Consider the following 23,922-nt stretch of genomic DNA (forward strand, 5'->3'; position numbering starts at 1 on the left):
CCGTGCAAAGAACCTTCTGCGTTACTTTTCACTTTGTGAGCAGTAGCTTTTAACAGCCTCTTTGCCGGGAAAATCTTTATCATCAGTTAAAGTCATTTGCCATGATCTGTGCGGCTTCCATCATAGCCGGGATCATCTGTTTCTTACGGGAAACCACGCCTTTCAGGTGGAAGCACTTATCTTCCGGTTCCTGCTGAAATGCGATTTTTCCCATTTCCTCGCTGCCCTCGCCGTAATAAATTACATCTGAGGACTCGTCCATAATATTGGTTAACATAAAGTAAACACGGGTAATTCCATGGCGTCCGCACTCGCTTACCATAAATGGTTTCAGGCGAACTTTGATCTCCTGAAGTTCTTCCTCGTCCATGGAACTGATCTGTCCAACACCAAAAGCCACATTTCCTTCTGCAATAAATTTCTTGTAATCCTGATAGAAAATTTCTTCAGGTGCTTTATCCTTCAGATTGCTTCCAGCCTTGAACATTTCTCTTGCGAAATCTTCAATCTTAATGTCCGCGATCAGTGCAAGCGCACTTGCTGCGATCTTGTCCTGCTGGGTGCAGGTTGGGGAACGGAACATTAAGGTATCGGAAATAATGGCTGCACAGAGAAGTCCTGCGATCTTAGGCGGAATCTCCAGTCGCTGCTCGTCATAAATCCGGTAAAGGATTGTCGCAGTACATCCAACTGGCTCATTTCGGAAATTAATCGGCTTCATAGTTTCCAGAGAACCAAGCTTATGATGGTCAATGATCTCCAGAATCTCTGCTTTCTCAATATTATCAACAGCCTGGTCTTTTTCATTATGATCTACCAGAATTACCTGTTTCTTGTGCATGTCAAGGAAATTTCGTCTGGAAATGGTTCCCACACATTTTCCCCGCTTATTGATAACAGGGAATGCACGATGGCGGTGCTTGATCATAACATCCTGGATATCATCTGTGAAATCTTCAGTATTAAAAGTTACCAGATTATCTTTTTTCATCACATAATTTACCGGAATACTCTGGTTGATCATGCGGGCAATTGTGTAGGTATCATATGGAGAAGAGATAATGATGATCTGTCTCTCCTGAGCTTTCTTTATTACCTTCTCACTTACCTGAATACTCATTCCTACAATAATGCAGCTTACATTCAGTTCTATTGCCTTTAACTGATCTTCCTCACGGTTTCCAAGAATAACCATATCATTTTCTTCGATATAGTTCTTCATCACCTCCGGATCAGCAGTTCCAATAAGGATTTTCCCTTTGGTAAAATAGCCGTGACCATTTCCTTCTACGATTTCACCGTCAAGAGTATCCCTGATCTTGTTATACTGAGTTCTGGCATTTGAAAGAAGATAGCTGTCCTTGGTATCCATGTAAACATCAGCAATATCGCCGATTGTTACAATTCCCTCCAGCTCATCCTCGCTGTTACAGATGGGAAGGGTCACAATGCCTTTATTCTGCATCATATCCCAGGCATTTTTCAGGGACATGGTACGGTCTGCATCCGGTTTTGGACGGATATCCATATCTTTTACCTGCGTTCCGATATTTCCCAGATAAGCCGGTGGCTGTACGCCAAAACGATTCAGTACATACTGGGTCTCTTCATTGATCTGACCGGCACGTCTTGGAATATAACGCTTGGTCTGGGTGGTTCTGTTTTTGATATCTGCGTAAGCAATTGCCGAACAAATAGAATCCGTATCCGGATTCTTATGTCCCATTACAAATACTTTCTGATTCTTCATTCACATTCTTCCTTCCAAAATTCAGCTGACCTCTGCACACTTTTCATCTGTAAATAGAGTTTTTTATTTCGGGTCTACTTTTCAAACACGCTCTACAGAAGATTTTCATTTTGGGCGATTGTCTTAATCGTCCAAATCTGCACTTTATATTAATTCAGTTTAATATTTGCAAATAAAGCTCCCAGAGATGTGGTTGCCTCTTCTCCGGACTGTGGGATTTCAATTTTCTCTTCTTCCACTTCTTTTGCCATCATATCAGTTGCTTCTTTGATACTCAGGCTCAGTTTTCCATCTTTCACTGCAGTTACTTTTACTTTCACCTTATCTCCAACTGCAAGAACTTCTGATGGTTTACGGATTCTCTTTTCGCAAATCTGGGAAATATGTACCAGTCCGGATACGCCGTTTCCAAGATCTACAAATGCGCCGTATGGCTGAAGGCTCTCTACAGTTCCTTCTGTTACAAAGCCTGGCTGGATATTGGAAATTTTATTCTTTCTTTCCTCTTCTGCTTTTTCCCTTAAAATTTCTTTCGCAGAAAGAATCAGTTTTTTGTCCTCTTTATTGACATCGATTACCTGAACCTGGATGTGTCTGTTCAGATATTCGTTGGTGTCTTCTACGTAATTCAAGGCCAGCTTGGAGGCCGGGATAAAGCCGCGCACACCTTCTACATAAGCAACTGCACCGCCGTTTACTACACCTTTTACCACTACATCAAGAACCTCTCCGGAGGCTTTCAGCTCTTTTAATTTGTCCCAAGCCAGGACGTCAGTAGCCTCAACTTTGGATAAAAGGATGTTACCATTTCCATCGTCTTTTCTTACGACTGTGGCGGAAACTTCATCTCCAGGGTGTACTTCTTCTTTAACGTTAAAGCCCGGCTCTCTGCTGTAATCTTCTACCGGGATAATACCTTCTGCATAATATTTTAAATCTACAATAATTTCTTTATCATCTACACTCACAACTGTTCCTGTGAGAATGTCGCCTTCTTCAATTTTCTTAAAAGAAGCTTCAAGTTCTGCTTCGTAATCCTTCATTGTCTCTGCCATGACCTAGACTCCTTTGCCCCTGTTTTTGCTTCATTATAGCACACCGCTTATTCGTTGCAAATAAATTTTGGAATGTACATTCGAAAAAACACCGCTCTTTAAGCGTCAGAGTGTAATATCTGGCGTTTAAAGAGCGGCATATTCAGACAAATTTTCCAAAAAATTGTGACGCACATCTTGCAGAAAACCTTTTTCAAACACGCTCCAGAGCGTGCAGATTGCAGGAATACTTTTTCAAATACGCTCTAAAACGAGGAGTGCCCCGGCAGTAGCTGCCGGGGCGATTATTATGAAAAAATTTTATGTGTAATGGTGTCATTACAACGTCTTCTGTGTATGTTCTTTCGAACTGATTATATAGTATCAGATACTTATGAACAAAATACATGCAAATTGTTAACGAATAATGAACATTTGTTTTATTTGCACAATTTCTTCTTTCATTTTCCTCTTTTTTTATAAATTTACCACATTTGCATCTTTACTTTAATTTGATAAAGTTATACATTTTGCACATTTTACATTTCTCATTCGAATAATCCTTTTACAAATTCGATTAACTTCGACACAAGACCTTTGGCATCATCCTTTGTAACACCCATATCCTGCAGCTTACTGTATACAGAATTTACATCGCTTCTAAGAGCATCTTCGTCAATTTTTGCATCCAGAACCTTGCGTACTACAGAAACAAGGGAATCTACATCTGAATCAGACAGAGATACACCAAAATGGTCTGCTGCCTGAGTTACAGCACTTCGTACCTGGTCATCTGTGATATTCTGCTGGTCTACAAGATCCTTGGCATACATAATAATGTCTACTGCTTTTCCAGGGTCAGAAGCAAGAAAATCAATTCCACTGTCCAGAAGACTTTCTACTACTTCTGTATCACTGGATGCCATAACCGGCATCGGCATGGAACATGCAAGAACTCCTGCAAGGATAAGTGCTGCTGATTTTTTCATTTTTATCATGATAATTACCTCCTGATTGAATGTTGCTGTTCAAGACTTGCCCAGTAACGATTAAATGTCATCTGTTCAAATCTCTCCAGTAACAATTAAATAGCTGCTGTTCATGGTCTGACCAGCAATAGTTAATATTCTGTTCACAAACTGCTGGAATCTGGTCATATTTATGATCTGATTTCCTCATATCAAGTAATTTTCTTCTGAAATTTAATCAATACCGGAAATAAATCTTCCTCCAGATTCCAGCCCATTATACTACACCTTTTCCTTTTATTTGTAAAATGTATCTAAAAACTTTATAATCTTTTTATAACTAATCTCCAAAAACAGCCCATTTTTCCAGGAAGTTACAAATCTTTTCAAATTCGTTCACTAATTTTTCATAAGATAAACACGATTCTTTCAAACTTTCCCGATATACTAACATCATAAAAATAATAACAGCCAACATTATTTTTATAAAATTTCTTTTTCATATGTCAGTCACCCAAAAGTGATTGACTCTCCTTCCTTTTAAAAAATATATTTGAGACAAAATAAAAATCACCCGTCTAGCCACCGGGTGATTTTTATTTGTATAAGATTTATGCAGTAAATCATTTCCGAACATGTGAAGGATCACGGGAGCCGCAACGCTGCGAAGCAATCCGAAGATATCAAGAACGGGGCTTACGCCCCGTTCTTGATATCTATCTCAATTTATTAAATGCGTTTGCAAGATCAGCAAATTCTGCTAAAGTAAGCGCTTCGCCTCTCACATTTACCGGAATTCCGGTCTCTGCCATAGCTTTCTCAATTTCCTCTTTTGAAAAATCAAGCTCCTGGGAGTTCTTCAGTCCATTTACCAATGTTTTTCTTCTCTGATTAAAAGATGCCCGGATCAGCCTGAACATCAGCTTCTCATTGTCCACCTGCACTGGCGGCTCTTCATATCTCACAAGCTGGATAACAGCACTTCCCACCTTCGGTCTTGGCATAAAACAGTTCGGCGGAACATTCGCAATGATCTGCGGTCTGGCATAATACTGAACAGCCAGAGACAAAGCACCGTAATCCTTTGTTCCAGGACCAACCTGCATTCTGTCTGCCACTTCCTTCTGTACCATAATGGTGATGGAAGAAATGGGAACATGGTTTTCAAAAAGTCCCATGATGATTGGTGTGGTAATATAATAAGGCAGATTGGCAACCACCTTGATAGGCTTGCCCCCATTTTTCTCCTGTGCCAGCGCCGCAATATCAACTTTCAGGATATCCTCGTTGATCACAGTCACATTATCCCAGTCTTTCAAAGTATCATTTTCCAGAATCGGGATCAATGTCTTATCAATCTCTACAGCCACCACTTCTCTGGCTGCCTCAGCCAGATACTGGGTCATGGTTCCAATACCCGGTCCGATTTCCAGAACAAAATCATCCTTGGTGATCTTGGAAGCCTCGATTATTTTTTCCAGAACATGGGTATCGATAAGAAAATTCTGACCAAACCTTTTCTGGAAAGCAAAATTATACTTTTGAAGAACTTCAATGGTATATTTCGGATTTCCTAAATAAGGTCTGATCATATTAATTTCCTCTTTCTTTTAAATTATTTAATCATTATCTGCAAATCACACAATCTGGGCAGCTGTCTGCAATTCCCCTATTACTTATTTTGCAAAATCTTTCTCATAAAGAACCGTAAATCCATCACGGTCTACTCTCTTTTTCTTATTAAACTTCAGAAGTCCGCCCTGGGATTTCGCCATTGCTGCGTCAAGCATTTCCTTAACTGCGCCAATGTTCATAGGCTGGTCTTCTTTCTGGTTCACACCGATCAGATTATACAATGCAAGCATTCCCATCTGGTCGATCTTGTAACCATTTTCCTTGGTGTAAACTCTTGCAAAGTTTACAAGTTCATCATTGGTAAATACCGGAATGTTGATCATGGATGTAAACTTCTTGGCGAATTTCGGGAATCTTGCAATCAGCTTACGCATTCCGATCTTCTCATCCTCAATGATCACAGTAAGTCCGTCTGTGCGGAACTCCATAGCCTTATCCAGAATATCTACTGTTTCCTGTGTCAGCTGGTTAGCATTCTCAATGACAAGGAAACCACCGCTAAGCTTGCCGATCACTTTCGTAATATCCATCTCGTTCAGCTGGTCGGCAAATACATAAGCCACCTTGGAAGCCGGCAGATTCAGCTCTTTACAGATTGCCGGAATCAAGCTTGCGATCAGTCTTGTCTTACCAGTTTCTTTCCCACCCATGACGATCACGTTTCCAGTCTTGGAGGTCTTATCAGCAGCCGCCATCTGCACATCGCAAAGTGCACTGATCAGCTGTTCCCGCATTCCCGGAACCTTTACAAAATATGTAAACAGCTTCTTCTCATCATCGGTGAGTGATTTCTCTCTTGGCACAATGTCAGATGGATTTCTCTTATCCTTTGGCTGAATAGAATCGATAAACTGTTCCAGTTCCTCTTCCTCGGAAAGAGATTCAGAAGACTCTTCTTCCTCTTCATCCTCATCAAAATCAAAGTTTTCGTCCTCAGAATCTTCCGGTTCTTCCTCTGCATCTTCCGTTTCAACCACATCATCTGCAGCTGGAGGCATATCCTCATCCTCTTCTTCGCCAATGCTCTCTCTGAGAAGTTTGGCAATAAATTCATCCTCAGACATGGAATCATCAGAAGGCTCTTCTTTCTCCTTATGACCTGCCGGGCCATTCATAAACTCATCCTCAGCAGCCTGAAGATCCTCTTCGGAAAGGAATTCCTCTTCCTCAAGCTCTACAACCGGCTTTTTCTGCTCTGGTTCTGGCTCGATTTCTTCCTCGTCCTCAGTGATAACTTCCTCTTCTTCTGAAATATCCTCTGCCTTTTCTTCTTTTACAGCATTCTGAGGTTTCGTAGATATTTCTTGGGCAGCTTCTACAATTTCTTTATTTTCTTCCTGAACTTTCTCTTCATCTACCTTCTCATCCGGAATTTCAATTCCCTGTGCAGAAGCAGCAGCAAGAATCGTATCCTCCAGATTGAAATTTGAAAAATCAAATGCAGGTTTCTCGTCTTTCATTTTCTCCGCAGCATCAGCCTCATCACTGAAAAGGTTATTCTGTACAGGTGCCTTGGGAACCTCAATCTCTTCCGGTACCATATTCTTCATAGAATCCGGAATATTCAGTGTAGGCATTTTCAGGTTCTCAACAGGTGTTTCTGTTTCTGTGGAAAATGCGTTCTTCTCTTCTGCAGACTCTGAACGATCTGCATTCTCTAAACCTTCTGTATTCTCTTCGGAAACTGCTTCTGCTGATTCCTCCGCAGTCTCATCTGCTGTACTCACAGATTCTTCAGCAACATTCTCCTTGGTATTCTCCACTTTCACCTTGCCAGTTTCAGGCTCCAGCTCCGGTACACTTTCATATTCTTTCTCAGAAGCCGGATCACGAAGCATTTCTTCCTGAACCTCTTTCGTCTGCTCAGTGGAAACAATGCTGTCTTCCATTTCATCCATCTTACGGCTTCCAAAGATGTCACGAAGTCCTTTGGAAATTTTATCCTGAAGACTCTCTACGCCATCCAGATCCTCGCTCTTGATCTGAATACTTTCAATAGATTCGCTTCCCTGGTTCTCAGCTTTCGGTGCTTTCTCTTCTTCCTTGATGGTATCTGCTTCCTCAGGTTTCAGAAGCTTCGGTACAAACTGCTGTTCATACCGCTCTTTCTCCGCGCCAGTAAGAGCACCCATACGCTGTTTCAGGTCCATAGCCTTCATCACGTAGTTACCCTCGTTGAACCAGAGAATGATCTCGTTGCAAAGCTCCAGACATTTCTCTTTGTCACCATCCTGATAGTACAGTTTGGCAAGCTCGTAAGACCATTTTTCGGTAAATTCTTTCTCCTTATAATCCTCCAGAACCTTGATCTGCTCTGCAAGAGGAGCCTTTTTTTCTTTCAGGATCTTGTATTTCAGGATGTACTGCGTATTATCATTTGGCGCAACTTCCCTGTACTCCTGATAAAATTCCACTGCCTCGGAAACCTGTCCCAGCTTCAGGGAAACTTCTACAAGACGATAAAGAATGTTCTTACCAATGGAGGCTCTGTGATAAGCCAGCAGGAAAATTTCCTTGCTGTCCTCATAGCGTTTATTGGCAGCATAGATTTCACCAACCACACAAAGGGTACGAACATTTTTCACACGGCGCCAGTCAATGCTGTCTACAACATTCATGGCTCCCTTATAGTCTTTCTGTTCTACTAAATGGTTAATCTCTTCAAGTTTAACCCGAAATTCCTCTTTGTCCAAATTTTTCACCAACTTTCCATAGTTAATGCCAGTTTAGCATATCGCATACTACTTCGCAAGCTTATTTATCTGCAGGACCCCCCATCGGCTGATACACATGCCCTGCCACAACGTGAAACACTTTATTGATCGTAAACTGATGACTGACAAAATCATCCAGACCAGTACAGGTGATCATGGTCTGAATATCATGAATACTCTCAAGAAGATAATTCTGACGGCTGCTGTCCAGCTCCGAAAGGACATCGTCCAGAAGCAGAACTGGTTTATCATGAATGATCTTCTCCACCAGATAAATCTCCGAAAGTTTCAGGGAAAGGGCTGCTGTTCTCTGCTGCCCCTGCGAACCATATTTGCGGATATCAATTCCGTTCACAGCCACCATTAGGTCATCCCTGTGAGGTCCGGACGAAGTCATTTTCATCCGAAGATCCCGGTCTCTGTTGCGGAAAAGGCTCTCTTCCAAAGCCTCACTCTCCACGCTTGGTTCATATATCACTTCTATATTCTCAATACCGCCGGTAAGATTTCTGTGAATTTCCTTAATGATCTCATTAAGGGACTCCACAAATTCTCTTCTTTTGCCAATGATCTTACGGCCATAATTTACCAGCTGCATATCCCATACATCCAGAGTCGCTCCAAGATCCGGTCGCTTATACATATCCTTCAGCAGCTTATTTCTCTGATTCAGAACATGATTGTATCCGGCAAGATCTGTGAGGTATAGTTTATCCAGCTGACAAAGCTCCGCGTCCATGAATCTTCGTCGCTCTCCCGGACCGTTTTTGATAATATTCAGATCCTCCGGGGAAAAGAAAACCAGATTCACCACACCGAGAAGCTCTCTCGCCTTCTTTATGGGAAGCCCGTTGATTGCCACGCCCTTGGCCTTATTTTTCCGAAGGTGCATGTCAATCTTATAAGACATGGAATCTTTTCCCACCATCATGCGGATATGGGCTTCATCCTGTTCAAAGCGGATAATCTCCCGGTCTTTGCTTCCTTTATGGGATTTGCTGGTTCCGCACAGATACACAGACTCCAGGATATTTGTTTTTCCCTGGGCATTATCCCCATAAAAAATATTGGTTCCTTTGTCAAAAGAAAGTTCCAGCGATTCGTAATTTCTGAAATTGCTTAATTTTATGGATTCAATATAAGCCATTTTACTCGTTTCCGGACAGAACCTTCACATCCTGGCCATTATAGGAAATAACGTCACCGCCATAAACCTTGCGGCCTCTTCTGGTATCTACTTCGCCATTTACTTTTACAAGTCCGTCGTTGATCACATATTTTGCCTCAACGCCGTCTGATACAAGGTCAGCAAGTTTCAGTGCCTGGCCAAGTTTGATAAATTCATCTCTGATTCTGATTTCCAATTTTCTGCCTCCACTCTTCTGGCATCACGACTGCAATTCGTTTTCGGACTGTCTCCAGCCATTATTTGCAGCCCGTGTTCACTTCCATTCCTCTTCCAATTGTCTGTTACGTTTCTCTCTGTGACAAGTGTCATTATCTTGCCTGGTTCTGATTTATGTTAACCGGAAGAATCAGATACGTGTAAGTTTCTTCCTCATCTCTGATAAAGCAAGGTGCTTTCGGATTCACTAGGTAAATGTCGATGGTCTCATCATCAATAACCTTCAGTGCATCGATCAGAAACTTGGGATTAAATCCGATCAGAATATCTTTACCCTCTTTCTCAATATCAATATCCTCGTTCATGGAACCCATTGCAGAATCAATCTTCAGCTCCATGCTGCCATCTGTAATGTGGATAATGATCGGTTTCTTATCTCCTTCTCTTACAAGGAGTGTGGCACGGTCGATACAATCCAGGAATTCTTTTTTGTTAATGGAAAGTTTGGTCTCATAATCGCTGGAAAGCATCTGGTCAATACGGAAATATTCCCCCTCGATCAGACGTGAAACTACCATAGTCTGGTCAAATTCAAATAAAATATGATTGTTTGTGAAGAAAATGCTGACTACATCATCCATTTCTCCGGATAAGATCTTACTGATCTCATTCAGAGTCTTGCCTGGAACTACAACCTTGCGGTCTGAATAGTCTTTCTTCAGAGGCATTTTGCGGATCGCAATACGGTGTCCATCCAGAGAGACAATTTTCAGACAATTATCCTTAATTTCAAACAGCTCACCAGTCATTAATTTGTTGTTATCGTTGACTGCAATTGAGAATATTGTCTGATAAATCATATTCTTTAATGTATATTGAGAGATAGTTAATGGTTCATCTCTTTCAATCATAGGAAGATATGCGAAATCTTCTCCTGATTTTCCAGGAATATTAAATTTTGCTTTCTCACAGGTGATAGTTGCAGCGAATTTTTCATCAGTTTTAATGGTAACATCGTTGTCTGGAAGTCTTCTGATGATCTCGTAAAAGATTTTCGCATTCAGGGCAACCATTCCTTTTTCTTCTATAGTACCTTCGACAATGGTTTCGATTCCAAGTTCCATGTCATTAGTAGTAAATTTGATCTGATTTGTTGTTGCATCAATCAGAATACATTCCAGAATTGGCATAGTTGTTTTGGATGGTACAGCTTTTAAGGAAATGCTGACGCTCTTCAACAAGTTACTTTTGGAGCAAATGATTTTCATAATGTGTATAACTTCCTTTCTGGAGAAAATGGGTTTTTCATTAAATATATTTAAGAAGATATCCGCCGTATCCGCCGTAGGGGGTGTGAATATGTGAAAAACTCACTTCCGCCCAGTGAATAAAAGGGTTTCGGGTATGGATAACTTCGTGTAAAAGCATTGGTTTAGAGTGTGAATAACCTGTGTAAAACCACATAAGCGATTTTGTCGCCAAAAGTTATTCACATTAATACACATAATGTCAACATCTTATACACATGAAATGTGGAAAAAATGTGTTAAGTTTGTGGATTAATTTTTTTCTTTAATGTATCAATGGTGTTCTGGAGCTGTTCGTTGTTCTGGAGCTCCTTTTCGATCTTTTCTACTCCGTGCATAACGGTAGTGTGGTCGCGATTTCCAAGATACTGTCCTACATTTTTCAGCGGGATCGCCAGAATTTCACGGCAAAGATACATTGCCACCTGTCTTGGCATCACGATCTTGGAACTTCTTTTATTTCCACAAAGATCGGCAGTACTTACATTAAAATGCTCTGCTACCATAGAAATAATGTAGTCTGCAGTAATCTGTTTATTTTCATTCGGTGCGACGATATCCTTCAGAGCCTGCTCGGCAAGTTCAAGGGTAACCTCTTTTTTCTCCAGTTTTGCATAAGCAACTACCTTATTGAAGGCACCTTCCAGCTCACGGATGTTGGATTTGATATTATTTGCAATATATTTGATAACATCTTCGCTTACATTGTAGCCGTCCATGTCTTCTTTTTTATGAAGAATGGCCATCCTGGTCTCGTAATCCGGCAGAGTAATATCCACGATCAGTCCCCATTCGAATCTGGAACGGAAACGCTCATCCAGAATTTCCATATCCTTCGGCGGTTTATCGGAAGATATGATAATCTGTTTGTTTGCACTGTAAAGGCTGTTGAAGGTGTGGAAAAATTCCTCCTGCGTGGATTCCTTTCCTATAATAAACTGAATATCATCAATGAGAAGGACATCAATGTTACGGTATTTCTCGCGGAATTTACTCATGGCGGTGTTATTTCCATTACGGATGGTCTCGATCAGCTCATTGGTAAATTCTTCACTTGTAACATAGAGAACCTTACTGTTATCATCATTTTCAATAATAAAGTGGGCGATGGAATGCATAAGATGGGTCTTGCCAAGTCCTGCACCACCATAGATAAACAGCGGATTGTACGTATTTCCCGGAGATTCCGCTACTGCCAGGGCTGCAGCCTGAGCCAGTTTGTTGTTGCTGCCCACGATAAAAGTATTGAATGTATATTTGGGGTTCAGATTTGCTTCTTCACATCTGGCCTTAAAACGGTTGTCCTGATCAGGTGCAGCGTCGGAAATGGATTTCTTCGCCGGGACGTCTTCTGGAAGGATAAATTTCACTTCGCAGTCGGTCATTCCGGTAACTTCGCTTATGGTAACCTGCAGAGGCAGTTTGTAATTCTTATTAATGTAGCTTAATCGCACCTGGTCGGAAGCGACGATGGTAACTACATTTCCACTGACATCATAAACCTTCAGGGGTTTCAGCCATGTGTCGAATCGAACATCGGAAAGATCGTGCTCCTTTTTCACAATTCCCAGGATTTCATCCCATTTTTCTATTACTGTGCTCATTTTTTCCTCCCGTACACATCTGATTGTTTCTTATATTAAATGATGCCGTCCGTCGGCGACATGTCCGTTTATCAAAATACCAGCTGGAAACAGGAAATTAGGGTGTGCCAGGCTAAATATACTGGAATTTTACTGGTATTTTGATAAACGGACATAAATATCCTTATATATATTATAATAAATCCTGTCTTTTCGCAACGACAAAATCTTATTTATATAGGAAATTTATGTGGAAAATTATGCACATTCGGAGAAAGAATTAAGATTGCTGTGGATTACCTAAAAGAATGAGGGGACGAGGAGGAAAATGTTGTTTTGAAGCTAAAAATAGGAAAAATAAATGGGGAAAAGTATAGAATTGTCCACAAAACATCCACAATTAAAAAAATTGCAGTGGATAATAAAAAAATTCAAGGAAAAAAATGGGGGATATCTTGTGAATAAACTGGAAAGTTATCAACATTTTGTGTGTGGATAAATGTGGATAAATAGGTTGATAACCATTCTGGTTACCATAACATGGTTTTACGGGTTTCAATAATGAAAAATTATGTGTATAACTCTATCCACTGTCGAATCCCCTCGAAATATACTGTTTTTTGTGACATATGCGTTAAAATCAACAGTCAAAAGTGGATATTTTTGCTGATAATCCCCAGGTTATCCACAAGTTATCCACAAAATGTGGATAATGTTACGTAAACCTTTTCAAAATGACAGGTTATGCACAGTGTGGAAAACTTTGTGGATATAAAAAATTCTAGGAAAGCAAGAATTTTTACTTGACGAGAATGCCATTTATGAATATAATTGAAATGATGTTCTGATTAGGTTAATAATTTTAAATTCCATATAGATAAAGGAGGTGCTTTACCTATGAAAATGACATTTCAGCCGAAAAAAAGATCTAGAGCGAAAGTCCATGGCTTCAGAGCTCGTATGAGCACAAAAGGCGGACGTAAAGTATTAGCTGCCAGAAGATTAAAAGGAAGAAAGCAGTTATCTGCTTAAGACCGTTAAGACCGCAGTTACTGTGGTCTTTTCTTCTATACAGAAATAATTATTTCAATATCATATAAAGGAGAATCAGATGGAATACTCAGACTCCTTAAAGAAAAATAACGAATTCCAAAGGGTATACCGAAAAGGAACATCACAGGCAAATCGGTATCTGGTGATGTATGTGCTTGAGAACCATGACAGGCACATGGAGAATCGTCTGGGAATATCTGTAAGTAAAAAAGTTGGGAATAGTGTGGTACGCCACAGAGTCACCAGACTGATACGAGAGAGCTACCGCCTGAATGAAAGATCCTTCCGTCAGGGACTGGACATTGTAGTGGTCGCAAGACCAAATGCAAAGGACAAGTCCTATCAGGAGATTGAGAGTGCGCTTATGCATCTTGCAGGCAGAATGAAGATCCGCCGTGAGGCTGAGCTTCATGTGGAAGATTAAACGGTATTTGGGCAGTATTGTTGGTTCGGTAAAGGAGCGGCAATATTGAAACAGATTTGCAGGAGAAATTATCATGAGCAGATTTAGTCCAAGGAATATCATGATTCATATGATTCGTCTCTATCAGAAATATATATCGCCGATGAAGAGAACAAAATGTCCTTATATTCCCACATGTTCTCAATATGGTTTAGAAGCAATTCAAAAATATGGTGCGTTAAAGGGCGGGCTTCTTGCAGTGTGGAGAATTTTGCGCTGCAATCCTTTTTCACATGGAGGATACGATCCTGTGCCATAAACTGTACTGAAACAGATAGTGTACAATAAATGACACTTTAAACTGATTTTCAGCACAAAAACTCAAACTTTGACAATTGAATAGTTACACCGAAAAAGCCTAGGAGGAAACAAACTTGGATATGATTTTATTAACGAAGAGCAGTGTCCCGATTATTGGACAGGTTGCTTCTATTATGGGCTGGATCATGGACGGGATTTACAGAGTTCTTGATCTGGTTGGTATTCAGAACCTGGGTCTTTGTATCATTATCTTCAGTATTATTATTTATGCACTGATGACACCATTGCAGGTTAAACAGCAGAAGTTTTCTAAATTAAGCTCTGTTATGCAGCCTGAGCTTCAGAAGATACAGAAGAAATACAAAGATAAAAAAGACCAGGCGTCCGTGCAGAAAATGCAGGAAGAAACTCAGCTTGTATATCAGAAATACGGTGTTTCACCTACCGGCAGCTGTGTGCAGCTGTTGATCCAGTTTCCTGTCCTGATGGCATTATGGCAGGTTATTTACAAAATTCCTGGTTATGTTGGCAGTGTAAAGAATGTTTTCACAGGCCTTGTTGATCAGATCACAAGCGTAAGTGGCTACACAGACCTGATCCAGAGCTTTATCACAGACAATAAGATGACTCGTGTACAGCTGGCGCTGGATAACGGAAAAGCGACCAGTAATTCTGTCATCGATTTCCTTTATGCATTATCTCCATCTCAGTGGAAAGATCTTGCATCAATGGATCAGTTTAAGGGATTTGCAGATACCATTAACACCACGTCTGCAGAAATTTCCAAAATGCAGAATTTCTGTGGATTAAACATTGCAGATCAGCCTTTGAATTACATTAAGGCTGCTTTTGAGGGAGCATCTATTGCACTGGCAATCGCTGCACTTCTGATTCCTATTCTTGCATGGGCGACTCAGGTACTGAACTATAAGCTTATGCCACAGGCTACTTCATCTGCTGAAGGTGCTGTTGATACAATGCAGGCTTCCATGAAGACTATGAATACGGTTATGCCGCTTATGTCAGCAGTATTCTGTTTCACATTCCCGGTAGGTCTTGGTATTTACTGGATCGCAAGTGCGGTTGTAAGAAGTGCTCAGCAGTGGTTTATCAATCGTCATCTTGATAAGATGGATATCAATGATCTGGTAAACGAGAACATGAAGAAGATGGAGAAACAGCGTACGAAAGAAGGACTTCCGCCGCAGAAGATCACCAATCAGGCAAACCAGTCTACTAAGAATATCAATACCAAGATTGATAAAGGTTCCAGTAACACAAACGCAGAAGAGAGAGCCAGAAAAGTAGAGGAATCCTACCAGAATGCAAGAAATGCAAAACCTGGAAGTATTACAGCAAAAGCAAATATGGTCAGGGATTTTGACGAGAGAAACAAGAAGAAGTAATTGTTGTCGGGAACGGAGGGTTTCATAGATGGAGGAGTTTATCCAGTTTTCAGCAAAAACGAAAAATGAAGCAATCACCAAGGCGTGCATCGAATTAGGTGTTTCCAGTGATCAGCTGGAAATTGAAGTGGTTTCTGAAGGTAGTTCCGGATTTTTTGGCATCGGAAGCAAACCGGCAATCATTAAAGCACGCAAGATCAATACAGTTTCTGAAGAGGATGAGATACAGGAAATCGTTGATACTGTTAAAGTGGATGCGATTAAGGAAGAGCAGAATAGAAAGCCTGCCAAACCTTTTGTAAAAGCTGAGAAACCGGCACCAAAGAGTGAGCCGGTGAAAGAAAAAGCACCTGTAAAAGAGGCGAAAGAGCCAAAGCCTTTTAAAGAGCCAAAAGAAAAACAGCCGCGCCAGCCGAAGGAGAAACCTTTTAAGGAGCGTCCTGTAAAAGAAAAACCGGCAAAAGAAAAAATGCCGAAAGAGCCAAGAGAAGAGAAGCCGAAACAGTCCAAACCTGTTGAGATCATCACAGATCCGGCAGAGATCAAAGAAGTGGAAGAGAGAGCAATTGTTTTCCTTCGCGACGTATTTGCATCTATGAATCTTGGTGAAGTGGAGATCACTTCCAAATACAACACAAATGACGGTTGTCTGGAAGTTGCTTTTGAAGGAGAGGATATGGGAATTCTCATCGGTAAGAGAGGACAGACCCTTGACTCCCTCCAGTATCTTACAAGCCTTGTTGTAAATAAGGGCAAAGCAAACTATATCAGAGTAAAGCTTGATACAGAAGATTACCGCAGACGTCGTAAAGAGACTCTGGAGAATCTTGCAAGAGGAATTGCCTACAAGGTTAAGAAGACCAGAAAGCCAGTTGTACTTGAGCCGATGAACCCATATGAGAGAAGAATCATTCACTCAGCACTTCAGGGCAATAAGTATGTAGAGACTGTCAGCGAGGGCGAAGAGCCGTATCGTCATGTGGTTGTAAAATTAAAAAGATGGTAAATCTTGCATAAAACATCTGAATGTGTTATAAAAGATTTGCAGAATGAATAAGAGGTTATTCCAGGTGAAAGATGGAAGAACTGAAGCGTTATGCTTTTGTTTTAATATCTTTCCCTGGGGTAACTTTTTTTGTATAATAAAATAAGATGATAGGAGTGTCAAAAAGTCTTTTGCCACTCATTTGATACCCAGGATTGCGATCCAGCTACGCTGTTCCCACAATCCTCCAAATATTCGAAATCCGCTGATTTATTACGTAAATCGCTGCTTTCTCATATTTGGCGTGTCCCAGGTTCAAACGCCTCGTGCAAGCATGAACGACTTTTTGACCTTTTGACACTGGTATTATAAGATGTGTTAAGTTTATAATTTGGATTGTAATTTACATGGAGGAAATCACATGAATACAACGATTGCAGCGATATCTACTGCTGTGAGTGCTTCGGGAATCGGAATCATCCGAATCAGCGGCCCGGAAGCCATGGACGTTATATCCCGCATTTACCGTTCCAAGGGCGGGAAAAAGAAAATTAAAGAAGTGCCCACCCACACCATTCATTATGGTTATATCTATGACGGGGAAGAAATTGTGGATGAAGTTCTGGTCATGGTCATGCGCGCACCCAAAACATTCACAGGAGAAGATACCGTGGAGATTGATTGTCACGGCGGTGTCTATGCCATGAACCGGGTTCTGGAAACGGTTTTGAAAAACGGTGCCAAGATTGCTGGTCCCGGGGAGTTTACCAAGAGAGCCTTCTTAAATGGCAGGCTGGATCTTTCCCAGGCAGAGGCAGTTATGGATGTGATTCAGGCGAAGAATGAATATGCGCTGAAAAGCTCCATGAGTCAGCTGAAAGGTTCTGTACAGAAGACCATCAAGGAGATTCGAAGCGACCTGATCTACGAGATTGCTTTTATCGAGTCTGCTCTGGATGATCCGGAGCACATCAGTCTGGAGGGATATCCACAGAAATTACATGGAATTGTGGGAAAAGAGCAGAAATCCATTGAAGAGTTGTTGAAAACCTCCACAGATGGCAAGATCATCCGGGAAGGAATTGAGACGGTTATCGTGGGTAAGCCAAATGCAGGTAAGTCCTCCCTGTTAAACCTTCTTGTAGGGGAAAATAAGGCCATTGTAACGGATATTGAGGGTACTACAAGAGATATTCTGGAGGAGTATATTACTCTTCATGGAATTACGCTGAAAATTGTGGATACGGCAGGCATCCGCGAGACAGAGGATGTGGTGGAGAAAATCGGTGTTTCCAGAGCCCGGGAGGTTGCAAAAGGTGCAGATCTGGTGTTATACGTAGTAGACAGCTCTACACCGCTTGATGAAAATGATGAAGAAATCATTGAAATGCTGAAAGACAGAAAAGCAATTGTACTGTACAATAAAACAGATCTTGCTTCGGCTGTGAGCATGGAGGCATTAAAGGAGAAAATCAACCATCCTCTCATTCCGATTTCTGCGAAAGAGGAGACTGGAATTGCCCAGCTGGCGGATACCATTAAGAGTATGTTTTTCAGTGGGAAAATTTCTTTTAACGATGAGGTTTATATTACAAATGCCCGTCACAAAGAGGCACTGGAAGAGGCAGAAGAGAGTCTTGCAATGGTAAAACAGAGTATTGAGGATGGCATGCCGGAAGACTTCTTTTCCATTGATCTGATGGCTGCTTATGGAAGCTTGGGGAAAATTACCGGGGAAGAAGTTGGGGAAGATCTGGTGAATGAGATATTTAGTAAGTTTTGTATGGGTAAGTAGTGGCAGAGGGACGCGATAATATATGAATGAGTGTGTTATAGAGGAGATAAAAATGAAACATTTAGAGGAGAATTATGACATAGTAGTGGTCGGTGCTGGACATGCTGGCTGTGAGGCTGCGCTGGCTGGGGCGAGACTGGGATTGAATACGATCATGTTTACGGTAAGCGCAGAGAGTATTGCGCTGATGCCTTGTAACCCAAATGTAGGCGGTAGTTCAAAGGGACATCTGGTCCGTGAGTTGGATGCTCTTGGTGGAGAGATGGGAAAAAATATTGACAAGACTTTTATTCAGTCTAAGATGCTGAACTGTTCCAAGGGTCCGGCAGTGCATTCCCTTCGTGCTCAGGCTGATAAGCAGGCTTACAGTAATGAAATGAGAAAGACGTTGGAGAATCAGGAGAACCTGACCATCCGCCAGGGAGAGGTTACCAAGCTTCTGGTAGAGGATGGCAAGATCACAGGTGTGAAGACGTATTCCGGCGCTGTCTACCATTGTAAGGCGGTAGTTTTGTGTACTGGAACTTATCTGAAAGCACGCTGTATTTACGGTGATGTAAGCAATTATACAGGTCCAAATGGACTGCAGGCAGCCAATTATCTGACTGATTCTCTGAAAGAATTGGGAATTGAAATGTTCCGTTTCAAGACTGGAACACCTGCCCGAATTGCAGGAAATACCATCGACTACAGCAAGATGGAAGAGCAGTTTGGGGATGAGAGAGTAGTGCCATTTTCTTTTTCCACAGATCCGGAGGATGTGCAGATCGAGCAGAAATCCTGCTGGCTGACTTATACCAATGAGACTACCCATGATATTATCCGTGCCAATCTGGATCGTTCCCCGTTGTATTCTGGTATGATCGAGGGAACTGGTCCACGTTATTGCCCGTCTATTGAGGATAAAGTAGTTCGTTTTGCAGATAAAAAAAGACATCAGGTGTTTATTGAGCCAGAGGGAATGTACACAAATGAGATGTACATTGGCGGTATGTCCAGCTCTTTGCCGGAAGATGTGCAGGAGGAAATGTACCACAGCGTACCAGGCCTTGAGCATGCAAAAATTGTGAAGAATGCTTATGCTATTGAGTACGATTGCATTAACCCAAGACAGCTTTATCCAACGCTGGAGTTTAAGAAAATTAAAGGTCTTTTCAGTGGCGGACAGTTTAATGGAAGTTCAGGTTACGAGGAGGCAGCAGCCCAGGGACTGATCGCTGGTATCAATGCAGCCATGGAAGTGCTGGGAAAAGAGCAGCTGATCCTGGATCGTTCTGAGGCTTATATCGGTGTTCTCATTGATGATCTGGTTACAAAAGAGAACCATGAGCCATACCGTATGATGACCAGCCGTGCCGAGTACCGTCTACTTCTCCGTCAGGATAATGCGGATCTGAGACTTCGTAAAAAGGGCTGGGAGGTAGGTCTTGTAGATGACGAAACCTATGCAAAAGTAGTGGAAAAAGAACGCTTGATAGCGGAAGAAATCCAGCGTGTGGAGGATACAAATGTGGGTATGACAGAGGCAGTTCAGAGCCTTCTGGAAAGCAAAGGAAGCACACCACTTAAGTCAGGAATCAGTCTTGCAGAGCTGATCCGCAGACCGGAGCTTTCCTATGCAGAGGTGGCTCCTATTGATAAGAACCGCCCTGAACTTGCCTGGGATGTGCAGGAGCAGGTAAACATTAATATTAAATACGACGGCTATATCCGCCGCCAGATGAAGCAGGTAGAGCAGTTTAAGAAGCTGGAAGCCAAGAAAATTCCAGAGGATCTGGACTATGAGAAAGTAAAGAGCCTGCGTATTGAGGCACGGCAGAAACTGGAACTTTACAGACCTGTTTCCATTGGACAGGCATCCCGAATTTCCGGTGTTTCACCGGCGGATATTTCGGTGCTGCTGGTTTATATGGAGCAGTATGGGAAGGAGCGTCACTAAACGGACGCGTTTCTGCAAGTAATATTCCACGCAGGTCGGTTGGGCACTAGAGCGTGTTTGAAAAAGGCTTTCTGCAAGATGTGTGTCACAATTTGTGGGAGATTTTGTTCGGATAAGGGCGCCGTAGCGGGCTACGGCAACCGAATTCGGGCAAAATCTCCCGCAAAGTGGGGCGTGCAGATTGCGGAAATGATTTTTCAAACACGCTCTACGGTGAAATAACTGGTAACTACGACTAAGACGCTTGGGAGAGACCTCTCGTCTAAGTCGATCTGACCAGTGGATTTCACCTTCGTTAAAAACGCACCTGAAATGACCTGCTAAAGAATATTACTTGCAAAAACGCTGTGTATTAGCAACTGGAAAGTAAAAAAATAAGTAGTTTGAGGTATAAGGAGAAGTTTATGGAATATGATTTAACCCTCTTTGAGAAAGGACTTGAAGAGCTTGGAATTGCTCTGCCCCAGGAGCAGAAGAAGCAGTTTATCACTTATTATGAGTACCTTGTAGAGAAAAATAAGGTAATGAATTTAACTGCAATTACCGAGTACAAAGAGGTAATTTTAAAGCATTTTCTTGACAGTTTATCTATCGTAAAAGTTGGCAGTTTTGACCAGAAAAAGCTGACGGGAAAGTCCGTGATCGACATCGGAACCGGCGCTGGTTTCCCTGGAATTCCGCTGAAAATAGCTTTTCCAGAGCTTAAAATTACCCTTCTGGATTCTTTGAATAAAAGGGTGAATTTCCTTAATGAAGTAATCGAAATGCTTGGATTAAAAGACGTAACAGCCATCCACGGAAGAGCTGAAGACTATGCGAAACAGAAGGAACACAGAGAAAAATACGACTTCTGTGTCTCCCGCGCAGTAGCCAATCTAAGCACCCTTTCCGAGTATTGTATCCCCTTCGTAAAAGAAGGAGGCAGCTTTATTTCTTATAAATCCGGCAAGATTGATGAAGAGCTTGCGCAGGCAGAAAATGCTGTGAAAATCCTTGGTGGAAAAGTTCAGGATGTAGTGAAATTTCCACTTATGGACACGGATATGGATCGTTCTTTTGTGGTGATCAAGAAGATGAAACCGACCGCCAAGAAGTACCCCAGGAAGGCTGGCTTGCCGGCGAAGGAGCCGCTGGCGTAGAATATGTGTTAATATTAAGATAACTTTAGTCCTGAAAGAGGAAGAAATCCGTACTATATTTCTCTCCGATAATATCGGCGATTTTTTCTGAGATAACATAGGTTCTGTCTCAATCACTTTCAAAGGAATTGTCTTCATTGGGAATAGTTTGGTTAGTAGCTTGGTTAGTGTGATTAACCAAGCTACTAACCAAGCTCTTAAACATAACCATAATATCCTCACACTTAATCGTATATTCTGGCATAGGATTTCCAGCTTCCTCGCAACTGTCTTTGATTTTTTCTATTCCACATCCCCGTGCCTTAGAGCGTGTTTGAAAAATCATTCCCGCAATCTGCACGCCCCACTTTGCGGAATGTATTTTATTTTGGGACACATTTCTAACACAAAATAATCACATATTTCTCACATAATTATCTAAATTTCCTCACAGGTTGCACATAAAATAATCATAGATAGATGCATGGGATAAGCCATGCATCTGCAACTTGAAGGAGGTAAGAAACTTGATTGAAGTAAAAAATCTGGTAAAACGCTACGGCGATCACACCGCTGTAGACCACCTTTCTTTTGAAATAGAGAAAGGCAAGATTTATGGTTTCCTGGGCCCCAACGGCGCCGGAAAATCCACAACCATGAATATGATAACCGGCTATATTGCATCTACCGAGGGAACAGTAGTCATAGACGGTCATGATATTCTGGAAGAACCTGAGGAGGCAAAAAAATGCATCGGATATCTACCCGAAATGCCGCCCCTTTATTTTGATATGACCGTTCTGGAATATCTGAAATTCGTAGCAGATCTGAAGAAAATTCCTAAAGATAAAAAAGCCACTATGATCGAAGAAATCATGGACATGGTAAAGATTACTGACATGAAAAATCGTCTGATCAAGAACCTTTCTAAAGGTTACAGACAGAGGGTTGGTATTGCGCAGGCTGTGCTTGGTTACCCGGAGGTTATTATTCTGGATGAGCCGACTGTCGGTCTTGACCCAAAACAGATCAACGAAATCCGCGATCTGATCAAAGGCCTGAAACAGAAACACACCGTTATCCTTAGCTCCCATATTTTGTCCGAAGTCAGCGCCGTTTGCGACTACGTGCTGATCATTTCCCATGGAAAACTGGTAGCCAGCGATACCCCTGAGAATCTGGGAAAACTGGCAGCAGGCTCAAACAACCTGAATCTGCTTGTAAAAGGTCAGAAAGACACTATCAGAGCCGCTCTGGAGGCCGTAGAAGGGGTAAAAGAGGTTACGGTAAAGAAAAGCCCGGAGGAAGGCGTATACGCCATTACAGTGGGAACAGAAGAGAATATGGATGTGCGTGAAAAAGTGTTCTACAGTATGGTAAATGCCAGCTGTCCGATCCTTGAAATGCAGTCTAAGAAAGTTTCTCTGGAGGAGATCTTCCTTGAACTTACAGAGAGCGAGAAAAAAGATAAAGATGCGTCAGGAAAAAAATCCGGAAAATCTTTCTTTAAGACGGCAGCAGATGCTAAGAAGTATTTGAATGAGAAAAACGAAGATACTGTCCCTGATAATGGACTTGAAGAAAAAGAGTTTGATGAATCGGGCGAAGTATCCAATGATGTGTCAGATAATGGACTGTCTGGTGATAAACAGGATAGTTTTGCCGCATCTGAGGAAGAAAAGGGGGAAGAGTAAACCATGCTTGCTATTTATAAAAGAGAGCTGAAAAGCTACCTGACCTCCATGGTCGGCTACCTGTTTATGTTTTTTGTGTTGCTGATCGCAGGTATTTACTTTTCAGCGTACCAGCTTTCAGCTGCTTATCCGAAATTTGAATATACTTTAAATGCCATGACCTTTGTGTTTCTGATTGCAGTGCCGATCCTGACCATGCGTGTACTTGCTGAGGAAAGAAAGCAGAAAACAGACCAGCTTCTGCTTACTTCTCCAGTATCTGTATCCGGCATCGTAATGGGAAAATATCTTGCACTTGTGACTATTTATGCAATCCCTATTGCAGTTCTGGCAACCTATCCGCTGATCATGTCAAAGTTCGGAACCGTTGCATTTGGCTCTGCGTACACAGCACTCCTTGGATTTTTCCTTCTGGGAAGTGCAAACATTGCGATCGGCGTATTTTTCTCAGCAATCACTGAGAGCCAGGTAATTGCAGCAGTTCTTACCTTTGTATTTTTATTTGCTTTTTATATGATGAATGGAATTTCTTCCTTTTTCTCAGAGACGGCAATGTCTACATGTGTGACATTTGGCATTTTGATCATAGCGCTTAGCCTTATGATCTACAGTATGATTAAAAATGCAGTGATCTCAGGTGCTGTCTGCGTGATTGGAGAAGTGGCACTGGTAATCGTTTACGTTGTAAAATCCAGCGTGTTTGAAGGAGGAATCCAGAAGGTTCTTGAAGTGTTTAACTTAAGTTCACACTTTGAAAACTTTACAAACAGTATTTTTGATGTGACTGGAGTTCTTTATTTCCTGTCTGTCATTGCCATTTGTATATTCCTTACCATGCAGACAATTTTGAAGAGACGTTGGAATTAAGGAGG

21 protein-coding genes and 1 pseudogene are annotated in these 23,922 nt (G+C 41.6%); 12 read left to right on the plus strand and 10 right to left on the minus strand.

Features of this window, described 5'->3' with window-relative positions:
• Positions 1-82 precede the first annotated feature (82 nt).
• The 9 genes from I4V84_RS14890 to dnaA all read right to left on the minus strand — a co-directional run bounded on the left by I4V84_RS14890 (position 83) and on the right by dnaA (position 12,357).
• The gene (locus I4V84_RS14890) at positions 83-1,750 is read right to left on the minus strand and encodes a putative manganese-dependent inorganic diphosphatase (RefSeq protein ID WP_148463040.1); all 1,668 of its coding nucleotides are present in this window, start codon (positions 1,748-1,750) and stop codon (positions 83-85) included.
• A 149-nt stretch (positions 1,751-1,899) separates the two neighbouring features.
• The gene (locus tag I4V84_RS14895) at positions 1,900-2,805 is read right to left on the minus strand and encodes a S1 RNA-binding domain-containing protein (RefSeq protein WP_173771296.1); all 906 of its coding nucleotides are present in this window, start codon (positions 2,803-2,805) and stop codon (positions 1,900-1,902) included.
• Positions 2,806-3,332: 527 nt separating this feature from the next.
• Positions 3,333-3,782 carry a DUF1002 domain-containing protein gene (locus tag I4V84_RS14900; RefSeq protein ID WP_148463042.1) on the minus strand — a complete coding sequence of 150 codons (450 nt, stop codon included), beginning with the start codon at positions 3,780-3,782 and terminating at the stop codon, positions 3,333-3,335.
• Between the two features lie 686 nt (positions 3,783-4,468).
• A complete protein-coding gene (gene rsmA, locus I4V84_RS14905) occupies positions 4,469-5,344 on the minus strand; it encodes a 16S rRNA (adenine(1518)-N(6)/adenine(1519)-N(6))-dimethyltransferase RsmA (RefSeq protein WP_195992765.1) in 876 nt (291 codons plus the stop codon).
• 84 nt (positions 5,345-5,428) lie between these two features.
• Positions 5,429-8,089: a hypothetical protein gene (locus I4V84_RS14910; protein ID WP_272113494.1), complete on the minus strand. Its 2,661-nt coding sequence runs from the start codon at positions 8,087-8,089 to the stop codon at positions 5,429-5,431.
• Positions 8,090-8,141: 52 nt separating this feature from the next.
• Complete coding sequence (gene recF, locus I4V84_RS14915) at positions 8,142-9,248, minus strand: DNA replication/repair protein RecF (protein WP_195992769.1); 1,107 nt, start codon at positions 9,246-9,248, stop codon at positions 8,142-8,144.
• Position 9,249: 1 nt separating this feature from the next.
• Positions 9,250-9,465 (minus strand): RNA-binding S4 domain-containing protein, encoded by a 216-nt coding sequence (locus I4V84_RS14920; protein ID WP_021924414.1) that lies wholly within the window; start codon positions 9,463-9,465, stop codon positions 9,250-9,252.
• Between the two features lie 133 nt (positions 9,466-9,598).
• Positions 9,599-10,714, minus strand: coding sequence for a DNA polymerase III subunit beta (dnaN, locus tag I4V84_RS14925; RefSeq protein WP_173771302.1), 1,116 nt, complete (start codon positions 10,712-10,714; stop codon positions 9,599-9,601).
• A gap of 278 nt (positions 10,715-10,992) precedes the next feature.
• A complete protein-coding gene (gene dnaA, locus I4V84_RS14930; RefSeq protein ID WP_173716653.1) occupies positions 10,993-12,357 on the minus strand; it encodes a chromosomal replication initiator protein DnaA in 1,365 nt (454 codons plus the stop codon).
• Positions 12,358-12,672: 315 nt separating this feature from the next.
• On the opposite strand from dnaA, the gene I4V84_RS20185 reads away from it, so the two are divergent.
• From I4V84_RS20185 to mnmG, 8 genes are all read left to right on the plus strand, one after another.
• Positions 12,673-12,801 (plus strand): hypothetical protein, encoded by a 129-nt coding sequence (locus I4V84_RS20185; protein WP_264294274.1) that lies wholly within the window; start codon positions 12,673-12,675, stop codon positions 12,799-12,801.
• A 432-nt stretch (positions 12,802-13,233) separates the two neighbouring features.
• On the plus strand, positions 13,234-13,368 hold the full coding sequence (rpmH, locus tag I4V84_RS14935; protein WP_005423866.1) for a 50S ribosomal protein L34: 135 nt from the start codon (positions 13,234-13,236) through the stop codon (positions 13,366-13,368).
• Between the two features lie 79 nt (positions 13,369-13,447).
• Positions 13,448-13,813: a ribonuclease P protein component gene (gene rnpA / locus I4V84_RS14940; protein WP_148463049.1), complete on the plus strand. Its 366-nt coding sequence runs from the start codon at positions 13,448-13,450 to the stop codon at positions 13,811-13,813.
• 73 nt (positions 13,814-13,886) lie between these two features.
• On the plus strand, positions 13,887-14,111 hold the full coding sequence (gene yidD, locus I4V84_RS14945) for a membrane protein insertion efficiency factor YidD (RefSeq protein ID WP_118580820.1): 225 nt from the start codon (positions 13,887-13,889) through the stop codon (positions 14,109-14,111).
• Between the two features lie 121 nt (positions 14,112-14,232).
• Complete coding sequence (gene yidC / locus I4V84_RS14950; protein WP_195700067.1) at positions 14,233-15,519, plus strand: membrane protein insertase YidC; 1,287 nt, start codon at positions 14,233-14,235, stop codon at positions 15,517-15,519.
• Positions 15,520-15,547: 28 nt separating this feature from the next.
• Positions 15,548-16,525, plus strand: coding sequence for an RNA-binding cell elongation regulator Jag/EloR (gene jag, locus I4V84_RS14955; protein WP_118580817.1), 978 nt, complete (start codon positions 15,548-15,550; stop codon positions 16,523-16,525).
• A gap of 400 nt (positions 16,526-16,925) precedes the next feature.
• Entirely contained in the window at positions 16,926-18,299 is a 1,374-nt protein-coding gene (gene mnmE, locus I4V84_RS14960; RefSeq protein WP_173716652.1) for a tRNA uridine-5-carboxymethylaminomethyl(34) synthesis GTPase MnmE, read from the plus strand.
• A gap of 52 nt (positions 18,300-18,351) precedes the next feature.
• Positions 18,352-20,238, plus strand: a complete 1,887-nt coding sequence (mnmG, locus tag I4V84_RS14965; protein WP_195992770.1) for a tRNA uridine-5-carboxymethylaminomethyl(34) synthesis enzyme MnmG — start codon at positions 18,352-18,354, stop codon at positions 20,236-20,238.
• Here mnmG and I4V84_RS20810 read toward each other — a convergent pair.
• Positions 20,176-20,379, minus strand: a pseudogene (locus tag I4V84_RS20810) (DUF6783 domain-containing protein); the annotation flags it as partial. The gene mnmG and the pseudogene I4V84_RS20810 overlap by 63 nt on opposite strands.
• Between I4V84_RS20810 and I4V84_RS20815 the strand changes: the two are divergent.
• The 4 genes from I4V84_RS20815 (at position 20,317) to I4V84_RS14980 (ending at position 23,917) form a co-directional block, all read left to right on the plus strand.
• Positions 20,317-20,460 (plus strand): DUF6783 domain-containing protein, encoded by a 144-nt coding sequence (locus I4V84_RS20815; protein WP_306797078.1) that lies wholly within the window; start codon positions 20,317-20,319, stop codon positions 20,458-20,460. The pseudogene I4V84_RS20810 and the gene I4V84_RS20815 sit on opposite strands and share 63 nt — an antisense overlap.
• Before the next feature lie 182 nt (positions 20,461-20,642).
• On the plus strand, positions 20,643-21,377 hold the full coding sequence (rsmG, locus tag I4V84_RS14970) for a 16S rRNA (guanine(527)-N(7))-methyltransferase RsmG (RefSeq protein ID WP_195992773.1): 735 nt from the start codon (positions 20,643-20,645) through the stop codon (positions 21,375-21,377).
• Between the two features lie 506 nt (positions 21,378-21,883).
• Positions 21,884-23,050: an ABC transporter ATP-binding protein gene (locus I4V84_RS14975; protein ID WP_173716649.1), complete on the plus strand. Its 1,167-nt coding sequence runs from the start codon at positions 21,884-21,886 to the stop codon at positions 23,048-23,050.
• Between the two features lie 3 nt (positions 23,051-23,053).
• A complete protein-coding gene (locus I4V84_RS14980; protein ID WP_173736363.1) occupies positions 23,054-23,917 on the plus strand; it encodes an ABC transporter permease in 864 nt (287 codons plus the stop codon).
• Positions 23,918-23,922: the final 5 nt, after the last annotated feature.

The sequence above is a fragment of the Ruminococcus sp. 1001713B170207_170306_F1 genome, from assembly GCF_015668065.1.
Classification (GTDB): domain Bacteria; phylum Bacillota; class Clostridia; order Lachnospirales; family Lachnospiraceae; genus Blautia_A; species Blautia_A faecis.

What these genes read in the sequence shown, in the direction of transcription:
- I4V84_RS14890 (WP_148463040.1), bottom strand. Translation starts at nt 1,750, where the DNA reads ATGAAGAATCAGAAAGTATTTGTAATGGGACATAAGAATCCGGATACG.
- I4V84_RS14895 (WP_173771296.1), bottom strand. Translation starts at nt 2,805, where the DNA reads ATGGCAGAGACAATGAAGGATTACGAAGCAGAACTTGAAGCTTCTTTT.
- I4V84_RS14900 (WP_148463042.1), bottom strand. Translation starts at nt 3,782, where the DNA reads ATGATAAAAATGAAAAAATCAGCAGCACTTATCCTTGCAGGAGTTCTT.
- rsmA (WP_195992765.1), bottom strand. Translation starts at nt 5,344, where the DNA reads ATGATCAGACCTTATTTAGGAAATCCGAAATATACCATTGAAGTTCTT.
- recF (WP_195992769.1), bottom strand. Translation starts at nt 9,248, where the DNA reads ATGGCTTATATTGAATCCATAAAATTAAGCAATTTCAGAAATTACGAA.
- dnaN (WP_173771302.1), bottom strand. Translation starts at nt 10,714, where the DNA reads ATGAAAATCATTTGCTCCAAAAGTAACTTGTTGAAGAGCGTCAGCATT.
- dnaA (WP_173716653.1), bottom strand. Translation starts at nt 12,357, where the DNA reads ATGAGCACAGTAATAGAAAAATGGGATGAAATCCTGGGAATTGTGAAA.
- rpmH (WP_005423866.1), top strand. Translation starts at nt 13,234, where the DNA reads ATGAAAATGACATTTCAGCCGAAAAAAAGATCTAGAGCGAAAGTCCAT.
- rnpA (WP_148463049.1), top strand. Translation starts at nt 13,448, where the DNA reads ATGGAATACTCAGACTCCTTAAAGAAAAATAACGAATTCCAAAGGGTA.
- yidD (WP_118580820.1), top strand. Translation starts at nt 13,887, where the DNA reads ATGAGCAGATTTAGTCCAAGGAATATCATGATTCATATGATTCGTCTC.
- yidC (WP_195700067.1), top strand. Translation starts at nt 14,233, where the DNA reads ATGATTTTATTAACGAAGAGCAGTGTCCCGATTATTGGACAGGTTGCT.
- jag (WP_118580817.1), top strand. Translation starts at nt 15,548, where the DNA reads ATGGAGGAGTTTATCCAGTTTTCAGCAAAAACGAAAAATGAAGCAATC.
- mnmE (WP_173716652.1), top strand. Translation starts at nt 16,926, where the DNA reads ATGAATACAACGATTGCAGCGATATCTACTGCTGTGAGTGCTTCGGGA.
- mnmG (WP_195992770.1), top strand. Translation starts at nt 18,352, where the DNA reads ATGAAACATTTAGAGGAGAATTATGACATAGTAGTGGTCGGTGCTGGA.
- I4V84_RS20815 (WP_306797078.1), top strand. Translation starts at nt 20,317, where the DNA reads ATGTGTGTCACAATTTGTGGGAGATTTTGTTCGGATAAGGGCGCCGTA.
- rsmG (WP_195992773.1), top strand. Translation starts at nt 20,643, where the DNA reads ATGGAATATGATTTAACCCTCTTTGAGAAAGGACTTGAAGAGCTTGGA.
- I4V84_RS14980 (WP_173736363.1), top strand. Translation starts at nt 23,054, where the DNA reads ATGCTTGCTATTTATAAAAGAGAGCTGAAAAGCTACCTGACCTCCATG.